Below are 18,412 nucleotides of genomic sequence, written 5' to 3'. Positions count from 1 at the left end.
ATCGCCATGACCTTTTCCTGGACCCCGCATCGGTTTTCCGGCGGCGCGCTCGCCCTTGATGTCGCGAACTCAGTCGTTCTGCGCGCCGATCCCGAGCGCCGGATCGACCGTTTCGCAGATCCGGCCGTGATGGACGCCTTTCCCGACGGTGCGAACCGGCATGGCGCGGAACGCGCGCTTTTTGGCGCGCTGGAGCCGGTCGGCGCGGACGCCCGCGACGGGCTGGTGGCGCTGCGCGAGGCGATCGACCGGCATTTTCGCGCCGAAGTGCTGGGTGCGGGAAAGCCGGCGCTGATGGCCGACCTGCTCGATGCCATTTCGGCAACGCTGCGCCGCTCCGGCACCCGGCCCCACGCGCTCGATACGGCCACCGCCCGCTCCGCCCTGATGCTGCTGACGCAGCCCGAGCCGGAGCGGCTGAAAATCTGCCCGAACTGCCACTGGCTCTTCCTCGATCGCAGCCGCAACCGGTCGCGCGCCTGGTGCGACATGGCCGTCTGCGGCAACCGGGCGAAGGCCAGCCGCCACTATCGCCGCAACCGCGAGGAGCCACGGCCATGAAGAGGTTTCTGCTGATCGCCCTGCTGCCCCTGATGCTTGCCGCCTGCCAGCGCGAGACGGGGGCGGACCCGCTGAAGCTGACCGGAAAAATGTTCGTCTTCAACTACCGGCTGGCTTACGCGACCTACATGATCACGCTCGACCGCATCGCGCCGGTGCCGGAGGGCTCGGTGGTGAAGGCCGAGTTCGAGAACCCGGCGGGCGGCGCCCCGCTGAAGCTGGAGCGCAAGCTCTTTGCCAATCTCAAGCGCGTCGCGCTAGAGAGCCCCGACCTTTCCTGCGTGAAGAAGGGCAAACCCTACAAGGTGGCGATTTCGGTCGTCGGGCCGGATGGCACGACGCTGCAAACCCTTGAGGCCGAGGTCACCTCCACGCTCGACCAGAGCGCCCTGCCGGCAAAGGCGCTGGTCGTCGGTCCCGGCTATGACAAGAACCCGGAAGTTTTCAAGGACGGCAAGACGCCGGAGCATTTCGAAATGGCGACGTGCCCGTTCTGAGCGAATATTCGCCAAGGCTCATGCGTTCCGCCTCAAATGGTTTGTCGCGGGAGGCTATGCGCATGAGGGTTCTGCCTGTCCTAGCCGCCGCCGCCGGCCTCATGGTGATGTCCACCGCGGCCCGCGCGCAGGAACCGGCCGCCTGCCCGGCCAAGGCCGCCATTCTCGCCCTTTCCGATACGGTGCTCGCCGAGCGGGAAACGTTGCCGCGGCTGAAGGCGCGCGGTTTTGGCGCCGAGGCCGCCTATCTCAAGATCCGCTACGGCGCGCTTTCGATGGATGCGGCGACAACGCTTGCCCACGGTCTGCGTGACGCCGGGGTGCGCGAGGCGATCGACCTTGCTGGTGCGCTCGATGCGCGGCGCGAGGGCTTCGCCGCGGTTGCCGACGATCCGGCAGGCCTGCCGCAATTCGGCGTGCTCATCTCCACCCTTCGGGCGGTTCTGGAACAGGGCGATACGGAAAAGCTGCTCGCCGCGATCGCCGCCTTGAAGGCCGACCAGCAGGCGTCATTCGGCCAGCGCATCGTGGCGGCTGTCATCGACTGGCCGGACGAGCGAAAGGCAGCGCTTGCCGAGGGGGCAGGCAAGCATGGCCTCCTCCTGATACAGGCCGGCCTCATCGCCTCGCAGCGCGACCCGAAAGCCTGGGCCACCTTCGCCGCCTCGAAACCGGACAGGCTCGCGGATCTGGTGCAGGCCTGGAACTGGGTGCCGGGGTTTGTCGGCAATCCGGCCCTGCCGCGTCCGGCACAAGATGCGAAAGCCGAGGCGATGCGGAAATCCGTTCACACCGTCTTCATCGTCGCCGCCCGCGAGCCGGAGCGGGACTTCCTGATGACCTACCTGAACTATACGGGCGACATCGCCGACACGGAGAAAGCGGCGCAGGCCGTTCTGGCGGAGATCGACGGCGGGGATATCCGGCCGGAGGGCCTGCTGGACCGCGCCTGGCTGACCGCCTATCGCAGCCTGCGCGCCACGGCGGCCGATCCGGCAAAGGTCGATACGGTGCTTACGGAAATCTCGTTCTATGCCGGGCGCTATCTGCGCACCGCCGACGGCCTCTCCGTGCGCGACGTCATCGACCGCCTCATCGCGGTCGAGGCCCTGACGCCCTTCCTCAAGGGCGAAGCGACCGCAGTGCCGGAGAAACCTGAGGAGCTCAGCGCCAGGTTCCAGGCGCAATGGCCGCTCTGGACGGAGATGGCGGCGGCGCTGAAGGCGGCCCCGCTGACGCCGCTCGCCAAGGACCCGCTGAAGGCACCGATCGTCGCGGAACTGCTGCTTGCCGCCGGCGACCATGCCCGCCTCGCCGATGTCGTGCTCGCGGCGGAACCGGTGGAGGCCAAGCTTGCCATGGCGACCGACTTTGCCATGCGGCTCGACCGCGGCTGCGGCAGCACCATGTATCACCAGGCCGAAGCGGTGCTGCTCTCCGGCCAGCCGATCTTCAAGTTCGATGCCCAAAAATGAAAGAACCGGAGCCTTTCGGCCCCGGTTCTTCAAACATATCAGTCATGTCCGGCCGAAGCCGGACAATGCGATTCAGCCGACGATTTCGGTGTCGGAGAACCAGTACTTGATTTCCTGAGCAGCGGTTTCCGGAGCGTCGGAGCCGTGAACGGAGTTTTCGCCGATCGACAGGGCGTGCGTCTTGCGGATCGTGCCTTCGTCGGCGTTTGCCGGGTTGGTGGCGCCCATGACTTCGCGATTCTTGAGGATCGCGTTCTCGCCTTCGAGAACCTGGACGATCGTCGGGCCGGAGGTCATGCCTTCAACCAGTTCGCCGAAGAAGGGGCGTTCCTTGTGAACGGCGTAAAAGCCTTCGGCTTCGCGCTTGCTCATCCAGACGCGCTTGGAGGCCACGACGCGCAGACCCGCGTCTTCGAGCATCTTGGTGATCGCGCCGGTCAGGTTGCGCTTGGTCGCGTCCGGCTTGATCATCGAAAAGGTGCGTTCAATCGCCATTTTCCCGTTTCCCTTGGTTTTCCGGTGAAAGTGGCGGTTCCATAGCCGCCAACGCCCGGCAAAACAAGGGGGTGGCGGCGATTGGCGATGTCAGGGCCGAAGTTTCATGCAGCCGTCACACGGCGACCTGGGCCGCCGTCACACGGCGGCGTCGGCCGCCGCGACGCGATGGCCGACGCCGCCGTGCAGATCGAGGCAGCGGGCAAACCAGTCCGCCACCGGATCATCCTCGGCAAGCACTTTCGTGCCCGCCGTGGTGCGCAGCCATTGCAGCGCGCCGAAGACGATATAGTCCGGGAAAAGCGGGCCTGCGCCGCCGATGAAAGGTTGGATCTTCAGCATGTTGCGCAGCGGCTGGAGCTTCTTGGAAAAGCCCTCGATCTCCGCCTTGCCGGCTTCCGCGATGTCTTCCAGCGAGGCGCCGAGGCGCTCCTCCCGGCTGCGGCGGAAATAGTCCCGGTCGGCCGGCCCGAGCAGGTTGTGAATGTCGAGGATGGCGATGCGGGTGACCGCCATGTGCAGCGTCGATTGCGACCAGTTCTCGATGAAACGGGCCATCGCCACGCCGCCCTCGCCGCCGAACAGCGACGGCCGGTCGGGATAGGCCTCGTCGAGATAGAGCGCGATGTCGAAACTGTCGCGCACCAGGCGGTCGCCATCGCGCAGCAGCGGCACGGTCTGCGAACTGCCGCCCTCGATTGCCGGGATCTCGGTGAAGCCGACCGGCACCGTCTCATAGTCGAGGCCCTTGTGGGCGAGCGACAAGACCGTCTTCCAGACATGGGGCGAAAACTGGCGGGTCCTGTCGGCGCCGGAAAGCGCATAGAGCAAGCGGGTCATCAAAGCCTCGTCGTTTGGTGTCGGCGCATTGGAGCGCAGCGCGGCCCGTCACGCAAATCAGATAATTTCATGGGTCACATTCATGCAGGCGATGCAGGCATTCGCTATAGTCCGAGCACATCACGGAGACCCCGATGCTCGACCACTACCGCATGTATGCCGCCTACAATGCCTGGGCCAACCGCGCGCTCTATGACGAGGTTGGCAAGCTCGACGATGCCGCCTACCGCCAGAACCTCGGCGCCTTCTTCGGCTCGCTGCACCGCACGCTGAACCACTTGCTCACCGCGGATCGGATCTGGCTGAAGCGTTTCACCGGCAGCGGCGACGCGCCGACCAGCCTCGACACCATCCTGCACGAGGATTTCGCCGGCCTGCGGGCGGCAAGGGAGGTGGAGGACGCGCGCCTGGCGGCCTTCATCGATTCGTTGACGGAAGAGAAGATCGCCGCCGATTTCACCTACAGCCCGCTGACCAATCCGACGATCGTCACCCACCCGCTCGGCCCCGCCCTGACCCACGTCTTCAACCACCAGACCCATCACAGGGGCCAGTGCCACGGGATGCTGACGGCTTTGGGCGGTTCAAGTATTACGCTGGACCTGATTTATTTTGTGAGGACAGAGGGCTCGAAATTCCTATAAATTTTAGGGAGAGTGGTATCTTCGGTTCCTGCAATAGTAGTGATACAGTCATGCGGTATGGAAGCGCTCTACATCGACTGTGAGGGCAGCCCCGCCCTGTCACTCAGGTGACAGGCACGGGCATTCGGTGATGGGATAGTCGCTGCCATGGGGTGGGTGCCAGGAGGGCACTTACCTCTCCTGGAAGAGGGAAAAAAAATGGCAAGAACGACCGAAGAGTGGGCAGCCCTGCTCGGTAGTACGCTTTGCAAGATGGCACGGGTCTATGGTACCGACGCCCCCAATGCCTACCTGCCGGAAGAATGCTATCCGGTGATCGAGAAGACCCTGGAGGTGGCCCTGAAGGACGCCCGTGCGGAAGGCTACGCCGCCGCCATGCGCGACCTCCAGCACAACCGACCGGCGCGCGCCAAGGAACCGACCCGCGCGACCGTCATCGGGCAGGTGATGCGGGTTATCCCGCTCGCCCGCCGGACAGCCTGAATTCAAGCGACACCCTTCGTGCGGCTGCATCGGGCGATGCGGCCGCACGAGGCGTGGAAGGTGCTTGCGTTTCGTCAAGTCCGGTTGAATTTCTTCATCAGCACACGCAAAATTAACCGTGCAATCCGATAGTTACGCCGACTGACATCATCATGGCGCAGGCGGCTTCCGCGGCGCCCAGCCGACGGCGTTTCATGACCAGCAAAGCCTCCCCCGCCCCGAAAGACCAGCAGCCGGCCGTGCCGCCCATCATGGCGCGCATCGCGCATGTGATGGCCAATCTCGGCATTTCCGGCCTGCCGCGGAACTATGAGTTGCTGTTCGAGGCGCTGAACGGCAATGCGAGCGTGGCGCGCGAGATCGCCGCCCTCGGCAAGTCGCCGGAACAGGCGGCGCTCGATTCGATCGCGCTGCGCCATTCGCTGCCGAGCCACAATGTTCTGGCCGCCGGCCAGGCCGCGGGGGAAGCCGTGCGCGTGCTTGCGGAAATTTCCCAGACCGCGGAAACGAGCCGCCGCGACCGCGCCGTCGCGCTGCACGAATTGCAGGAAATCGCCGACCGCATGCGCGCCGATCCGGTGCTCGGCATTTCGGATTTCTCCAGCGACACGGTGCGCCTGCTCTCGCTGGTGCGCGACATCCTCGGCATGGATCGTTCGGCGGCGACGAAGATCGACGATCTGCAAGCCCATCTCGACGGGCTGCGCAGCGGCCTCTCCGTCAGCCGCGAGGCGCTGACGCACGATCCGGTGACGGGCCTCGGCAACCATGCCGCCCTGCTCGGCCGGATAAAGGGCGTGTTCCAGGGCGAAGCGGCGGGCACTTCCGCGCTGCTGATGTTCCGCGTCGAGCAGCTCAAGGAGTTTGCCGAGAGCCATCCGGCGGGTGCGGCGGAAAAGACGCTGAAGCGGCTTGCCGCCATCTTCCGCCGCTCTGTCAAGAAGGACGATTTCGTCGCGCGCACCGGGCCGGACCTGTTCTGCCTGCTTTTGTCCGACGTCAGCCGCGAGATCGCGGTCACCATCGCGCGCCGCATCGCCGTTCGCGTCGCGGAAAAGCCGTTTCCCTTCATGGACCGCGAGCTGCCGGCCGGCTTCCTGACGCTGACGGCCGGCGTCTCGCTCAGCGATTCGGCGAGCGCTCCCGCCATGCTCTACGAGCAGGCCGACCAGGCGCTCGCCTATGCCGCCGAAACCGGCATTGCGCTGCGCATATACTCCGCGGAAGTCGCCGATCGGGCGGGCCGTGGCTATCGTTCCGGGTCGGCCGCCTGAAGAGGCGCGCCTCACCCCTTGCCTTGACTGGCCGCCCCGCCCTATAGACCCGGAATGATCACGATTTCCGGCCTCACCGCCCGCATTGCCGGGCGTCTCCTCATCGAAAACGCGTCCCTCTCGCTGCCGAGCGGCGTGAAGGTGGGTCTCGTCGGCCGCAACGGCACCGGCAAGTCCACGCTTTTCCGCATCATCACCGGCCAGTTCGCCTCGGAGGCCGGCAGCATCTCGCTGCCGAAGAACGCGCGCATCGGCCAGGTGGCGCAGGAGGCGCCGGGCACGGACGACGCGCTGATCGAGATCGTGCTGGCGGCCGACAAGGAGCGCGCCGCGCTGCTCAAGGAAGCGGAGACGGCGACCGACCCGCACCGTATCGCCGAAATCCAGACGCGGCTCACCGATATCGGCGCGCATTCGGCGCAATCGCGCGCGGCGAGCATCCTCGCCGGCCTCGGCTTCAACCACGAGGCGCAGCAGCGGCCGGCCAAGAGCTTTTCCGGCGGCTGGCGCATGCGCGTGGCGCTGGCGGCCGTGCTGTTTTCCGAGCCGGACCTGCTGCTGCTCGACGAACCGACCAACTATCTCGACCTCGAAGGCACGCTGTGGCTGGAGGATTATGTGCGGCGCTATCCGCATACCGTCATCATCATCAGCCACGACCGCGACCTTCTGAACACCGCCGTCAACGCCATCGTACATCTCGACCAGCAGAAGCTCACCTTCTATCGCGGCTCCTACGATCAGTTTGAGCGGCAGAAGGCCGAGAACGACGAATTGCAGATGAAGGCGAAAGCGAAGAACGAAGCCGCGCGAAAGCATCTGCAAAGCTTCATCGACCGCTTCAAGGCCAAGGCCACCAAGGCCAAGCAGGCGCAGAGCCGCGTCAAGGCACTGGAGCGCATGGGCACGGTCGCGGCCGTGATCGAGACGCATGTACAGCCGATCACCTTCCCCGAGCCGGAGCGCCAGCCCGCCTCCCCGATCATTGCCATCGAAGGCGGCGCCGTCGGCTATACGCCGGGGCAGCCAATCCTCAAGCAGATCAACCTGCGCATCGACAATGACGACCGCATCGCGCTGCTCGGCTCGAACGGCAACGGCAAGTCGACCTTTGCAAAGTTCATCTCCGGCCGGCTGGAGGCGGAATCGGGCGCGGTGAAACGTGCGCCGGGCCTGAAGATCGGCTTTTTCGCGCAGCACCAGCTGGACGATCTCATTCCGGACCAATCGCCGGTCGAGCATGTACGCCGGCTGATGCCGGAGGCGACGGAGGCCAAGGTGCGCGCCCGCGTGGCGCAGATGGGGCTTGCGACGGAAAAGATGTCGACGGCCGCCAAGGACCTGTCCGGTGGCGAGAAGGCGCGCCTGCTGATGGGCCTTGCCGCCTTCGATGCGCCCAACCTCTTGATCCTCGACGAGCCCACGAACCATCTCGACATCGACAGCCGCCGCGCGCTGATCGAGGCGCTGAACGACTATGAGGGCGCCGTCATCCTGATCTCGCACGATCGCCACTTGATCGAGGCGACCGTCGACCGGCTGTGGCTGGTCAACGAGGGCACGGTCAAAACCTTCGACGGCGACATGGAGGAGTATCGCAGCCTCATCGTGCAGTCCGGCAAGAAGGACGACAGGGAAAAACCGGCCGGCAACGGCGAGCAGGCGAACAAGGCCGACCAGCGCAAGGCGAATGCCGACCGGCGCGCCCAGTACGCGCCGCTCAAGAAAAAGATCAATGAAATCGAATCCCTGACGGCAAAGCTGCAGAAGCAGATTCAGCTTCTTGATGCGGAGCTTGCGGATCCGGTGCTTTACGAAAAGAGCCCGGCCAAGGCGGCCGAAAAGGCGAAGCTGCGCGCCATGGCGGTCGACAAGCTGCACGACGCCGAGGAGCAATGGCTGGAGCTTTCCGCCGAATATGAGGAGGCGATGGCGGGATAAGCCCTTTCCGCCCGCCGCCTCAACGCTTCATTAACCATGATCGGACAAAAGTGCTTGCAAGATCATCATCTTGCCGAGTGCGCCCATGCGTTGCCGCCTGCTTCTTACCGCATTGGCGGTCCTGCCCCTCCTTGCCGGGTGCAACACGACCAAACCGCGCGCCTCCACCGAGACCGCCTTCGTCGAGGCCAAGCAGGCGAAGGTGCTCGACGCGGATGATCCCGTGCCGATGTCGCCCGCCCGCTGGGCCGGGCGCACGGGGCTTGCCGGGCGCACGCTCGCCGTCGCCTCGCTCTCCGACCTGAAGCTGCGGCACAAGGAGGTCGTTTTGACCTTCGACGACGGCCCGGTGCCGGGCCGCACGGAGGCGATCCTCGCCACGCTCGACGCCTACCGCGTCAAGGCGACCTTCCTGATGGTCGGCCAGATGGCGGATGCCTATCCGGCCATCGCCCGCAAGGTCGTCGCCCGCGGCCATACGATCGGCAGCCACACCTATCGCCATGCCAACCTGCGCTATCTCGCCTTCGAGGCGGCGATGGCGGAAATCCGCAAGGGCGAAAAGGCCGTTCAGCGCGCCACCGCCCGCCAGCCGGATTTCTTCCGCTTCCCCTATCTGTCGGACACGTCGGCCCTGCGCAGCGCCGTCTCGCGGCGCGGCACGATCATCATGGATATGGACGTGGATTCGAAGGACTATTTCAAAGTCTCGCCGGCATCCGTCGCGAGCCGCACCATGGAGGGCCTGCGCAAGCGCGGCCGCGGCATCATCCTGCTGCACGATATCCACAAGCGCACCGCCGCGGTGCTGCCGGCATTGCTCGCGCAGTTGAAGGCCGAAGGCTATTCCGTCGTGACGCTGCGCCACAAGGGCGTGGGCGGATCGGATCTCCTCGCCATGGCGGGCGGCTGAGACAGGTCAGCCAAGCTCGAATGTCGTGATGCCGAAAATGCGGTTGAGCGGCAGGTCCGGCATCGTTCCGCGATACATGCGCGCCGTCTCGAAGACCGGCGACAGGCCGTGGCGCACGCAGAGCGCCTTCGCCTCGGTGTTCGGCGCCGGGATATCGAGGAAGATCCGGCCGCCGCCGACATTTGCGACGAGTGCCCGGAACAGCAGGTCGGCGCCGACATCCGTATCGGAGAACAGCGGGCCGATCTTGAAACCCTCGCGACAGGCGCGGATCGTGCCGTAGCCGGAGACCTTGGTGCCCTGGAGCAGCGCGAAACTCTGGCGCGTCTCCTGTTCCTTCAGCCATTCGCGCAGGAACGTCTCCCGGCGGGCCGGATTGAACCGTTCATCGTAATCGGCGATCAGCGGCACATGCACGGGCGAGACCGGCGTCAGCCGCGGGTCGTTCGGCACCGTGCATTGCACCCGGCCGCCATAACGCACATTGGCGTGCGCATAGGCGAAGCCGGATTTGCGATAGTTCTCTTGCTGGGCGACGACGCCGTCGAGCCCGACTATACGGTCTTCCGCCATAGCCATCGCGGCTTCCCACAGGCGCAGCCCCACGCCCTGTCCGCGCACGTCCTTGTGCACGATATAGAAGCCGAGAAAGGCGTAATGCGTGCCATAGCGGACGAGCGAAATCGCCCCCACCATGCGCTTTTCCGCCTCCGCGACGAGATAGCCCTCCGGATCAGCCACCCAGAAGGGTCCGGCATCGCCAAGCCCCGGGTTCCAGCCTTCCGCGGCCGCCCAATCCAGAATGTCGACCAGTTCGTCGCGATAGGCCTTGCGAATCTGGATATCCATGCCCTGCCCTTCGCCCTGCCGCGTTGCTGCCAATCTTTCAACCGGAAAGAGGGCTGTCAACCATGCAGGAAAAGGAAGAAACGCTCAAAAAACAGGCAGATAGCAAAATGCTGCACGTAAGACGAAAGTCGTAGGGGTCCCATTCACCCTTCTTTCCGCCTGCGGCTTGAAACACCAAACCCGACATGGTTAGCTTCCGCGCGATGACACAAGGGTGGGGAAGAGGAACCCTGCTCGCAATTGGGAGGAAATCTATGGATCGTCGTTCATTCATCAAGAAGGCCGGTGTCGCCGGCGTGGGTGGTGCGGCTGCGACCGTACTGGCCGCTCCGGCGCTTGCGCAGAGCAACCCGAAGGTCAACTGGCGCCTTGCCTCCTCGTTCCCGAAATCGCTCGACACGATCTATGGCGGCGCGGAAGTGCTGTCGAAATACGTTTCCGAAGCGACGGACGGCAATTTCCAGATCCAGGTTTTCGCCGCCGGTGAAATTGTGCCCGGCCTGCAGGCCGCCGACGCGGCTTCCGCCGGCACGGTCGAAGCCGCCCATACGGTTTCCTACTATTACTGGGGCAAGGACCCGGTCTGGGCGCTCGGCGCCGCCGTTCCCTTCGCGCTCAATGCCCGCGGTCACAATGCCTGGCAGTACCATGGCGGCGGCATCGACATGTTCAACGAGTTCTTGGCGACCCAGGGCCTGATCGGCTTCCCGGGCGGCAATACCGGCGTGCAGATGGGTGGCTGGTTCCGCAAGGAGATCAAGACCGTCGCCGACATGTCCGGCCTGAAGATGCGCATCGGCGGGTTCGCCGGCAAGGTTGTCGAGAAGCTCGGCGTTGTGCCGCAGCAGATCGCCGGCGGCGACATTTATCCGGCGCTGGAAAAAGGCACGATCGACGCGGCCGAATGGGTCGGGCCCTATGACGACGAGAAGCTCGGCTTCTTCAAGGTCGCGCCCTACTACTACTATCCCGGCTGGTGGGAAGGCGGCCCGACGGTTCACGCCCTCTTCAACAAGGCGGCCTTCGACGGCCTGCCGAAGGCCTACCAGTCGCTGCTGCGCACCGCCTGCCAGGCGACCGACGCCAACATGCTGCAGAAGTATGATTACCTGAACCCGACGGCGATCAAGCGCCTTGTCGCCGCCGGCGCGAAGCTAAGCCCTTTCAGCCAGGAAATCCTGTCGGCCTGCTTCGACGCCGCCAACGAGGTCTATGCCGAGATGGAAGCCTCGAACCCGACTTTCAAGAAGATCTGGGAATCGATCAAGGCGTTCCGCGGCGAGTATTACCTCAACGCGCAGATCGCCGAATACAATTACGACACCTTCATGATGATCCAGCAGCGCGGCAACAAGCTCTAAGCGCCTGGCGGAAACCGCACAAAAAACCCCGGAGCAGCGATGCTCCGGGGTTTTTCTTTGGAAAGGGCCGGCTGACGCCGGCCCAAAACATCAGTTGAAGGATGGCGGGCTCGAAAGGTCGTTGGTGGGCTTCTGCTCACCTTCACCAGCCGGCTTCTGTTCGCCGCCTTCCAGCGGGTTACCGGCGGGAAGCTGCAGGCCACCCGGCAGGCCGAGGCCGCCGCCGTTGTCCGGCAGCGTCATGCCCCCACCATTGGCACCGAAGCCGGGCACCTCGATCTTGATCGTCGCTGGATCGATGCCGGTTCCCGTATCCTTGTAGTGCATGACCATCTGCGGGAACATGATGGTGAGTGCCACCATGACGATCTGGATGCAGACGAAGGGCACAGCACCCCAATAGATCTGCCCGGTCGTTACCGGCTGGGTCACCTTGCCCGTCACCTTGTCCAGATAGGGCACCTTGGCGGCGACCGAACGCAGGTAGAACAGCGCAAAGCCGAAGGGCGGGTGCATGAAGCTCGTCTGCATGTTGATGCCGAGCAGCACGCCGAACCAGATGAGGTCGATGCCGAGCTTGTCGGCCGCGGGTGCGAGCAGCGGCACGATGATGAAGGCGAGCTCGAAGAAATCGAGGAAGAACGCCAGGAAGAACACCAGGATGTTCACCCCGATCAAGAAGCCCGTCTCGCCGCCCGGCAGGGAGACCAGCAGGTGTTCGACCCACAGGTGCCCGTTCACGCCGTAGAAGGTGAGAGAGAAGACGCGGGCACCGATCAGGATGAACAGCACGAAGGCGGAAAGGCGCGTCGTGGCGGCGAGTGCCGAACGCATCACCGCCATGTTGAGCCGGCCCTTGGCAGCCGCCATGACCAGCGCACCCACAGCACCCATGGCGCCGCCTTCCGTCGGCGTCGCGATGCCGAGGAAGATGGTGCCGAGCACGAGGAAGATCAGCGCCAGCGGCGGGATCAGCACGATGATGACCTGCTGCGCCAGCCGGGACATCATATTGATATTCATCGTCTTATCGACGAGGGCAACAACGTAGATGAAGACAACGCCGCAGGTGGCGCCGAGAATATCGGCATTCGGGCCCTGTGTCGGGTAGAGATAGACATGCGCCGCGTAGGCGAAGCCGGCCGCGACGATCAGCGCGATGATGAGCGACGTGACGCCGGAGCCGAGCGAGCGCGCCTCTAGCGGCAAGGCCGGCATGGAATCCCGCTTGAGGAAGCTCATCAGCAGGATGTAGCCCATGTAGAGGGCGGTCAGGATCAGGCCCGGGATGAGAGCGCCGGCATACATGTCGCCGACCGAACGGCCGAGCTGGTCGGCGAGCACGATCAGCACGAGCGACGGCGGGATGATCTGGGCGAGCGTGCCGGACGCCGCAATGACGCCGGAGGCGACGCGGCGGTCATAACCGTAGCGCAGCATGATGGGCAGAGAGATGAGGCCCATGGCGATGACCGAGGCGGCGACGACGCCGGTGGTGGCCGCAAGCAGCGCGCCGACGAAGATCACCGCATAGGCAAGGCCACCGCGGATCGGCCCGAAAAGCTGGCCGATCGTATCGAGCAGGTCTTCCGCCATGCCGGATTTTTCGAGCACGATCCCCATGAAGGTAAAGAATGGGATGGCGAGCAATGTGTCGTTCGACATCACCCCCCATAGCCGCTCCGGCATCGCGTTCAACAGCGGCCAGGACAGGTTGATCGAATCGGACAGCGGCGCGAGCTCCACGCCGATGATGAAAAAGAGCAGGCCGTTTGCCGCAAGCGAAAATGCCACCGGATAGCCCAGCAGCAGGAACACGATCAGCGACACGAACATGATCGGCGCGAGGTTTTCCGCAATGAACTCGATCATGCGCCCTTCTCCTCCGCCACGGTATTGTCAAGCGGCGCGTGCGTCGGCACGTAGGGCGTCGGGTCCTCCATGTCGCCGCTCATGATGGCGATCTTCTTGATGATCTCCGACACGCCCTGGGCGGCAAGCAGCACGAAGCCGGCAAGCAGGATCGCCTTGGCCGGCCAGACGATCAGGCCGCCGGCGCTGGAGGAGCCCTCACCCGAGCGATAGGACATCAGCACGTAGGGCACGAGGAAATAGACCATCAGCAGCACGAAGGGCATCAGGAACAGGCAATGGCCGAGAAGGTCGATCCAGTGCTGCACGCGGCGCGAAAACTTGCCGTAGACGACGTCGATGCGGATGTGCTCGTTCTGCGACAGCGTATAGGCGGCAGCGAGCATGAAGGCCCCGCCGAAGAGATACCATTGCGCCTCAAGCCAGGCGTTGGATGACATATTGAACAGTTTCCGGATAACGGCATTTCCGGCGCTCACAAGCACGGCGATCAGGATCAGCCAGCCAACGGCTTTCCCGATGTTTTCCGTAATCGTGTCGATGAGCCGGCTGAAAACCAGCAGCGTCTTCATGAGAACTCCTCCCCGCTTGGCGTGTTATTGCTGTTGTGCCAAGCACAGCCAGAGTGCCGATTTCAAGGCTGGTTTCAAGTCCGAGGCCGGGTTTTCCCGGTCTGAGGCCCGGCATTAGACGAAAGGCGAAGGCCGCCCCGGCGGCCTTGCACAAAGGATAGGCAAGCGTCAGTGCGGAGGCACTCTTGCCCCGGCTGAAGGTTCTGCTACAACACCGCCAAATCATCATACAAATGAGGGTGGAGCCATGTCCCCGATCAATCTCGCAATCGTCGGCGTCGGCAAGATCGTGCGCGACCAGCATCTTCCGGCCGTCGCCAAGAACAGCGATTACAAGCTGATCGCCGCTGCAAGCCGCCACGGCACGGTCGACGGAATCGACAATTTCAAGTCGATCGACGAGATGCTGGCGGCCGTGCCGGCAATCGATGCGGTCTCGCTCTGCATGCCGCCGCAATATCGCTACGAGGCGGCGGAGAAGGCGCTTTCGGCCGGCAAGCATGTCTTCCTCGAAAAGCCGCCGGGCGCGACGCTCTCCGAAGTCGCCGACCTCGAAGCACTCGCCGCCGTCAAGGGCGTGTCACTCTTCGCGAGCTGGCATTCGCGTTATGCGCCGGCCGTCGAAGCCGCAAGGAGCTTCCTCGCCGGCACGACGATCCGCTCGATGCAGGTGATCTGGAAGGAAGATGTGCGCCACTGGCATCCGAACCAGGACTGGATCTGGCAGGCCGGCGGCCTCGGCGTCTTCGATCCGGGCATCAACGCGCTCTCCATCGTCACCCATATCCTGCCGCGCCCGGTCTTCATCACTGCCGCGACGCTGGAATTTCCGGAAAACCGCGACGCGCCGATCGCCGCCGCGATCACCTTCTCCGACGCCAAAGGCCTCGACCTCAAGGCCGATTTCGACTGGCGCCAGACCGGCAAGCAGAGCTGGGACATCGTCGCGCAGACCGAAGCCGGCGAGATGGTGCTGTCCGAGGGCGGCGCGAAACTCTCCATCGACGGCAAGCTCGTGCACGAGGAGCCGGAGCAGGAATATCCGATGCTCTACAAGCGCTTCGCGGAGATCGTGAAAGCCGGAAAATCCGACGTCGACCTCGCGCCGCTGCGCCACGTCGCCGACGCCTTCATGCTCGGCCGCCGCAAATTCGTCGAGGCTTTCCACGACTAGAATGGGCGTCGAGGGCGGCAGGTTGCCGCCCTCGGACCGTCGTCACGCTTTCAGGGCGGCCGCGTTGTCGCGCGCATAGGTCACGAGGGACCGCGGCGCCTGGCCGGTCAGGACCTCGACGGCATCGGAAACCGCTGCCGTCCAGCCCTGCCGCACCGGATAGAAGATCGCGGCGAGGAAATTGGCGTAGTCCGCCGGAACGCCGGCGCCCGTCAGGATGCCGACGAAGGTCGCGTCATCCACGGCCTCATAGGCGACAGGCTTGCCGATCACATCCGACAGGATCTTTGCCGCTTCCCCATAGCTGTGGGCTTCCGGCCCGGTGAGGTTGAAGGCCTTGCCGTCGAACTGCGTGGTGGTGAGCACGGCAGCGGCGCTCGCCGCGATGTCGCGGGTGTCGACAAAACTCGACTTGCCCTCGCCCGCCGGCACCGCGATCGTGCCGTGGTCGATGCCGGCCTTCCAGTAGGTCTGGAAATTGTCGGCAAACCAGTTCGGCCGCAGGATGACATAGGGCGTGCCCGATTTCTCCAGCGCGATCTCGACCTGGCGGTAGGGAATGCTGTCATCCGCATCCACGCCGAACACGCTCTGGAACACCACCTTGGCCTTGCGCGCCGCAGCCGCTTCGATCACCGGCAGCAGCAGCTCCGTGATGTTCACATAGCCGGCCGGCAGCATCACATAGGCCCGGTCGACGCCCTCGAAGGCGGGGCCGAAGGTCGCCTTGTCGGCATAATCGAAGGCGACGCCCTCCGTGCCCGCGACCGCCTTGCCCGAGCGCGATGCCGCTTTCACCTTTTCACCCTTTGCGACAAGCGCCTTGACGAGGGGCGTGCCGACATTGCCGGTCGCGCCGAGAACCAGAATCTTTCCAGCCATTGTCATCTCCTAAGTATCGATTGGAAACCAACTTCCGAAATGATACATAATGAAGAATGGAAAGCGGCGTAAGGAGGCACTTTGCCGTCAGGTAGTTCCCTGCTGGAAACCGGGTGCCATATGCGAGGTCACGATCGAATGGCTTACATCTATGATATCTATGAGGAAAACTGCCCGACACGGCAGGTGCTCGATCGCCTCGCGGACAAGTGGGCGCTGCTGATTCTCGACCAGGTGCAGGCCGGTCCGAAGCGTTTCAACCACCTCCGGCGCGACATCAAGGGCATCTCTCAGAAGGCCTTGTCACAGACCTTGAAGAAGCTGGAGCGCGACGGGCTCGTCTCGCGCACCGTCTATCCAAGCGTGCCGGTCACCGTCGAATATGCGCTGACGCCGCTTGGCGGGACGCTGAAGGACACCGTCGCCGCCATCGCCCATTGGGCGGAACGGCACATGGATTCGGTGCTGGAAGCACAGCAGGCCTATGACACCGCGCTTGCCGCCCGCTAGGCTTTTTTCTGCCAGCGCCCGTCGCTGTTCTGCTGCCAATAGGTGAGCTGATGCCCCTCGCCCTTCAGGCGCTTCCAGTGCTCGCGCGCGGTCTCGACTTCCGCCTGGTCGTAGCCGTCGAACATGAAGATGACGCGGTCATAGGGATCGAGCGCCGGCGGTTCGGCGCCGGCGACGAGGAAGCGCACGGTGGCGGCGTTGGCATTGTCGGCCGTCATGGTCAGCAGAACCGGCTGTTCGGCGGGAAACGCCTGCTCGTCGGTGCCGTGCGGCAGGAAACTGTCCTCGCGGAAGGTCCACAGATGCGTGTCGAGCGCATCGCGGCGCTCCGCATCGCCGGTCTGCACGACGACGCGCCAGCCGCGTTCGAGGCTCTTGTCGAGGAGCGGCGGGAGCGCGTCCTCAAGCTTCGATTCGGTCAGGTGGTAGAAGAGGACTTCGCTCACCCTCTCCTCAGCTTTCGTAATTCGCGCGCACCAGCTCGTCGAGCAGGCGCACGCCGAAACCGGAACCCCAGGACTGGTTGATCTCGTCGGTCGGCGAGCCCATGGCGGTGCCGGCGATATCGAGATGCGCCCAGGGCGTTTCCTTGACGAAGCGGTGCAGGAACTGCGCAGCGGTGATCGAGCCGGCATAACGCCCGCCGGTGTTCTTCATGTCGGCGAACTTGCTGTCGATCATCTTGTCGTATTCGCGGCCGAGTGGCATGCGCCACAGGCGCTCGTTCGTCGAGAGGCCGGCGGCGGTAAGGCGCGCCGCGAGCGTGTCGTCGTTGGAGAACAGGCCGGCGTGATGGCTGCCGAGCGCCACCATGATCGCGCCGGTCAGCGTCGCGAGGTTGACCATGAACTGCGGCTTGAAGGTCTCGTTGCAATACCAGAGCGCATCGCACAAAACGAGGCGGCCTTCGGCATCGGTGTTGATGATCTCGATCGTCTGGCCGGACATGGACTTGACGATGTCGCCGGGGCGCTGGGCGTTGCCGTCAGGCATGTTTTCCACAAGGCCGAGGATGCCGACGACGTTCGCCTTGGCCTTGCGGGCGGCGAGCGTGTGCATCAGGCCGATGACGGCGGCGGCACCGCCCATGTCGCCCTTCATGTCCTCCATGCCGGCAGCCGGCTTGATGGAAATGCCGCCCGTATCGAAGACCACGCCCTTGCCGATGAAGGCGACCGGCCGGTCCTTCTCCTTGCCGCCCTTCCAGTGCATGACGGCCAGGCGCGGCGGGCGTACGGAGCCCTGCGCGACGCCGAGCAGCGCGCCCATGCCGAGCCGCTTCATCTCGCGTTCGGTGAGGATTTCCACGTCGACGCCGAGTTTTTCGAGCGCCTTGGCCTTTTCGGCGAACTCGACGGGGCCGAGCACGTTGGCCGGCTCGTTGACGAGGTTGCGGGCGAGAATCACGCCCTCCGCAACGGCATCGGACACGTCGTTCGCCTTCTTGGCGGCGCTGGCGGCGGCGGTGACGATCGTCACCTTGGCGGCCTTGCCGTTCTTGGCGTCGTCGTCCTCGCCCTTCTTCGTCTTGTAGATATCGAAGCTATAGGCGCCGAGCTGCATGCCGAGCGCGAAATCGGCGGCGTTCTTCGCCGTGACGGTGGCGCCCGGCGCATCGAGGTAGATCGTCGCCTTGTCGGCGCGGCCGATCTTGCCGGCTGCGGCACCGCCGGCCTTCAGCCAGTCGTGCGCGACGAGCTTGTCCGCCTCGCCGAGGCCGAGAACCAGGATGCGATCGACCGGGGCGCCATGCGGCGCCAGCACGTCGAGGGTCTTCAGCGCCTTGCCGGTGAATTTCGCCACGCCGGCGGCGCGGGTGGCGATGCCTTCCGGATCGACCTCGCCGAGACCGGCCGCCGTCTGGTCGGCAATCTGCAGGAGGATCGCAAGACCGCCCGAGGCGCGTGCCGTCTTTGCGAAACCGATGTCGAATCTGGAAGCCATGACTTACTCCGAATCTGTGGCCGGCGGGCCTGTCGTCCGATAAGAGACGGCCGCCAATCTCATCAATTCCTTGTCGCTTTTGCGGCGCTTGGCAAGATGCGGCACCTTGTTTACAGATGGTTAGT

The 18,412-nt window shown here is 64.5% G+C and carries 19 protein-coding genes; 11 read left to right on the top strand and 8 right to left on the bottom strand.

Translation table 11 applies throughout. The annotated features are described in order from the left end of the window. Positions 1-6: 6 nt before the first annotated feature. The 3 genes from AC1Q6Z_RS19645 (at position 7) to AC1Q6Z_RS19635 (ending at position 2,533) form a co-directional block, all read left to right on the top strand. On the top strand, positions 7-561 hold the full coding sequence (locus tag AC1Q6Z_RS19645) for a CGNR zinc finger domain-containing protein (RefSeq protein WP_492648958.1): 555 nt from the start codon (positions 7-9) through the stop codon (positions 559-561). Next, a complete protein-coding gene (locus tag AC1Q6Z_RS19640) occupies positions 558-1,058 on the top strand; it encodes a hypothetical protein (protein ID WP_492648957.1) in 501 nt (166 codons plus the stop codon). Before AC1Q6Z_RS19645 ends, AC1Q6Z_RS19640 begins: the two co-directional genes overlap by 4 nt. A 62-nt stretch (positions 1,059-1,120) precedes the next feature. Next, positions 1,121-2,533, top strand: coding sequence for a hypothetical protein (locus AC1Q6Z_RS19635; RefSeq protein WP_492648956.1), 1,413 nt, complete (start codon positions 1,121-1,123; stop codon positions 2,531-2,533). 72 nt (positions 2,534-2,605) lie between these two features. Here AC1Q6Z_RS19635 and ndk read toward each other — a convergent pair whose 3' ends face one another. Then, the gene (gene ndk / locus AC1Q6Z_RS19630; protein WP_050742909.1) at positions 2,606-3,028 is read right to left on the bottom strand and encodes a nucleoside-diphosphate kinase; all 423 of its coding nucleotides are present in this window, start codon (positions 3,026-3,028) and stop codon (positions 2,606-2,608) included. Positions 3,029-3,166: 138 nt separating this feature from the next. Beyond that, the gene (locus AC1Q6Z_RS19625; RefSeq protein ID WP_492648955.1) at positions 3,167-3,868 is read right to left on the bottom strand and encodes a glutathione S-transferase family protein; all 702 of its coding nucleotides are present in this window, start codon (positions 3,866-3,868) and stop codon (positions 3,167-3,169) included. Positions 3,869-4,002: 134 nt separating this feature from the next. On the opposite strand from AC1Q6Z_RS19625, the gene AC1Q6Z_RS19620 reads away from it, so the two are divergent. From AC1Q6Z_RS19620 to AC1Q6Z_RS19600, 5 genes are all read left to right on the top strand, one after another. Further along, on the top strand, positions 4,003-4,512 hold the full coding sequence (locus tag AC1Q6Z_RS19620; protein WP_492648954.1) for a DinB family protein: 510 nt from the start codon (positions 4,003-4,005) through the stop codon (positions 4,510-4,512). Positions 4,513-4,710: 198 nt separating this feature from the next. Continuing rightward, the gene (locus tag AC1Q6Z_RS19615; RefSeq protein WP_256118866.1) at positions 4,711-4,995 is read left to right on the top strand and encodes a hypothetical protein; all 285 of its coding nucleotides are present in this window, start codon (positions 4,711-4,713) and stop codon (positions 4,993-4,995) included. A 194-nt stretch (positions 4,996-5,189) separates the two neighbouring features. Then, positions 5,190-6,269 (top strand): GGDEF domain-containing protein, encoded by a 1,080-nt coding sequence (locus AC1Q6Z_RS19610; protein WP_492648953.1) that lies wholly within the window; start codon positions 5,190-5,192, stop codon positions 6,267-6,269. A 54-nt stretch (positions 6,270-6,323) separates the two neighbouring features. After that, positions 6,324-8,210: an ABC-F family ATP-binding cassette domain-containing protein gene (locus tag AC1Q6Z_RS19605; protein WP_439628313.1), complete on the top strand. Its 1,887-nt coding sequence runs from the start codon at positions 6,324-6,326 to the stop codon at positions 8,208-8,210. Between the two features lie 85 nt (positions 8,211-8,295). Next, positions 8,296-9,123: a polysaccharide deacetylase family protein gene (locus AC1Q6Z_RS19600; RefSeq protein WP_492648952.1), complete on the top strand. Its 828-nt coding sequence runs from the start codon at positions 8,296-8,298 to the stop codon at positions 9,121-9,123. Between the two features lie 6 nt (positions 9,124-9,129). Here the strand turns inward: AC1Q6Z_RS19600 and AC1Q6Z_RS19595 are convergent, their stop codons facing one another. Continuing rightward, positions 9,130-9,972 carry a GNAT family N-acetyltransferase gene (locus tag AC1Q6Z_RS19595; protein WP_492648951.1) on the bottom strand — a complete coding sequence of 281 codons (843 nt, stop codon included), beginning with the start codon at positions 9,970-9,972 and terminating at the stop codon, positions 9,130-9,132. A 254-nt stretch (positions 9,973-10,226) separates the two neighbouring features. Here AC1Q6Z_RS19595 and AC1Q6Z_RS19590 point away from each other — a divergent pair, with 254 nt between their 5' ends. After that, a complete protein-coding gene (locus tag AC1Q6Z_RS19590) occupies positions 10,227-11,333 on the top strand; it encodes a TRAP transporter substrate-binding protein (protein WP_439616974.1) in 1,107 nt (368 codons plus the stop codon). A gap of 90 nt (positions 11,334-11,423) precedes the next feature. Here the strand turns inward: AC1Q6Z_RS19590 and AC1Q6Z_RS19585 are convergent, their stop codons facing one another. Together AC1Q6Z_RS19585 and AC1Q6Z_RS19580 are read right to left on the bottom strand one after the other, a co-directional pair. After that, the gene (locus tag AC1Q6Z_RS19585; RefSeq protein WP_492648950.1) at positions 11,424-13,205 is read right to left on the bottom strand and encodes a TRAP transporter large permease; all 1,782 of its coding nucleotides are present in this window, start codon (positions 13,203-13,205) and stop codon (positions 11,424-11,426) included. Continuing rightward, complete coding sequence (locus AC1Q6Z_RS19580) at positions 13,202-13,777, bottom strand: TRAP transporter small permease subunit (protein WP_492648949.1); 576 nt, start codon at positions 13,775-13,777, stop codon at positions 13,202-13,204. Before AC1Q6Z_RS19580 ends, AC1Q6Z_RS19585 begins: the two co-directional genes overlap by 4 nt. A 247-nt stretch (positions 13,778-14,024) precedes the next feature. Between AC1Q6Z_RS19580 and AC1Q6Z_RS19575 the strand changes: the two genes are divergently transcribed. Next, positions 14,025-14,951 (top strand): Gfo/Idh/MocA family protein, encoded by a 927-nt coding sequence (locus AC1Q6Z_RS19575; protein WP_492648948.1) that lies wholly within the window; start codon positions 14,025-14,027, stop codon positions 14,949-14,951. A 42-nt stretch (positions 14,952-14,993) separates the two neighbouring features. Here the strand turns inward: AC1Q6Z_RS19575 and AC1Q6Z_RS19570 are convergent, their stop codons facing one another. Further along, positions 14,994-15,833 (bottom strand): SDR family oxidoreductase, encoded by an 840-nt coding sequence (locus tag AC1Q6Z_RS19570; protein ID WP_492648947.1) that lies wholly within the window; start codon positions 15,831-15,833, stop codon positions 14,994-14,996. Between the two features lie 138 nt (positions 15,834-15,971). Between AC1Q6Z_RS19570 and AC1Q6Z_RS19565 the strand changes: the two genes are divergently transcribed. Then, positions 15,972-16,343 carry a winged helix-turn-helix transcriptional regulator gene (locus AC1Q6Z_RS19565; RefSeq protein ID WP_492648946.1) on the top strand — a complete coding sequence of 124 codons (372 nt, stop codon included), beginning with the start codon at positions 15,972-15,974 and terminating at the stop codon, positions 16,341-16,343. Here AC1Q6Z_RS19565 and AC1Q6Z_RS19560 read toward each other — a convergent pair. Continuing rightward, entirely contained in the window at positions 16,340-16,789 is a 450-nt protein-coding gene (locus AC1Q6Z_RS19560; RefSeq protein WP_256118856.1) for a DNA polymerase III subunit chi, read from the bottom strand. The two genes, AC1Q6Z_RS19565 and AC1Q6Z_RS19560, sit on opposite strands and share 4 nt — an antisense overlap. 7 nt (positions 16,790-16,796) lie before the next feature. Then, positions 16,797-18,287, bottom strand: a complete 1,491-nt coding sequence (locus AC1Q6Z_RS19555) for a leucyl aminopeptidase (protein WP_492648945.1) — start codon at positions 18,285-18,287, stop codon at positions 16,797-16,799. Positions 18,288-18,412: the final 125 nt, after the last annotated feature.

Source organism: Shinella sp. GW835-FHT14H05 (assembly GCF_058793575.1).
This window is presented reverse-complemented; position numbering and strand designations above follow the sequence as displayed.

Excerpts from the sequence above, each read along its gene's own strand:
- AC1Q6Z_RS19580 (WP_492648949.1), bottom strand. The coding sequence starts at position 13,777 with ATGAAGACGCTGCTGGTTTTCAGCCGGCTCATCGACACGATTACGGAA.
- AC1Q6Z_RS19615 (WP_256118866.1), top strand. The coding sequence starts at position 4,711 with ATGGCAAGAACGACCGAAGAGTGGGCAGCCCTGCTCGGTAGTACGCTT.
- AC1Q6Z_RS19570 (WP_492648947.1), bottom strand. The coding sequence starts at position 15,833 with ATGGCTGGAAAGATTCTGGTTCTCGGCGCGACCGGCAATGTCGGCACG.
- AC1Q6Z_RS19610 (WP_492648953.1), top strand. The coding sequence starts at position 5,190 with ATGACCAGCAAAGCCTCCCCCGCCCCGAAAGACCAGCAGCCGGCCGTG.
- AC1Q6Z_RS19640 (WP_492648957.1), top strand. The coding sequence starts at position 558 with ATGAAGAGGTTTCTGCTGATCGCCCTGCTGCCCCTGATGCTTGCCGCC.
- AC1Q6Z_RS19620 (WP_492648954.1), top strand. The coding sequence starts at position 4,003 with ATGCTCGACCACTACCGCATGTATGCCGCCTACAATGCCTGGGCCAAC.
- AC1Q6Z_RS19600 (WP_492648952.1), top strand. The coding sequence starts at position 8,296 with ATGCGTTGCCGCCTGCTTCTTACCGCATTGGCGGTCCTGCCCCTCCTT.
- ndk (WP_050742909.1), bottom strand. The coding sequence starts at position 3,028 with ATGGCGATTGAACGCACCTTTTCGATGATCAAGCCGGACGCGACCAAG.
- AC1Q6Z_RS19625 (WP_492648955.1), bottom strand. The coding sequence starts at position 3,868 with ATGACCCGCTTGCTCTATGCGCTTTCCGGCGCCGACAGGACCCGCCAG.
- AC1Q6Z_RS19595 (WP_492648951.1), bottom strand. The coding sequence starts at position 9,972 with ATGGATATCCAGATTCGCAAGGCCTATCGCGACGAACTGGTCGACATT.
- AC1Q6Z_RS19645 (WP_492648958.1), top strand. The coding sequence starts at position 7 with ATGACCTTTTCCTGGACCCCGCATCGGTTTTCCGGCGGCGCGCTCGCC.
- AC1Q6Z_RS19635 (WP_492648956.1), top strand. The coding sequence starts at position 1,121 with ATGAGGGTTCTGCCTGTCCTAGCCGCCGCCGCCGGCCTCATGGTGATG.
- AC1Q6Z_RS19565 (WP_492648946.1), top strand. The coding sequence starts at position 15,972 with ATGGCTTACATCTATGATATCTATGAGGAAAACTGCCCGACACGGCAG.
- AC1Q6Z_RS19605 (WP_439628313.1), top strand. The coding sequence starts at position 6,324 with ATGATCACGATTTCCGGCCTCACCGCCCGCATTGCCGGGCGTCTCCTC.
- AC1Q6Z_RS19585 (WP_492648950.1), bottom strand. The coding sequence starts at position 13,205 with ATGATCGAGTTCATTGCGGAAAACCTCGCGCCGATCATGTTCGTGTCG.
- AC1Q6Z_RS19590 (WP_439616974.1), top strand. The coding sequence starts at position 10,227 with ATGGATCGTCGTTCATTCATCAAGAAGGCCGGTGTCGCCGGCGTGGGT.
- AC1Q6Z_RS19555 (WP_492648945.1), bottom strand. The coding sequence starts at position 18,287 with ATGGCTTCCAGATTCGACATCGGTTTCGCAAAGACGGCACGCGCCTCG.
- AC1Q6Z_RS19575 (WP_492648948.1), top strand. The coding sequence starts at position 14,025 with ATGTCCCCGATCAATCTCGCAATCGTCGGCGTCGGCAAGATCGTGCGC.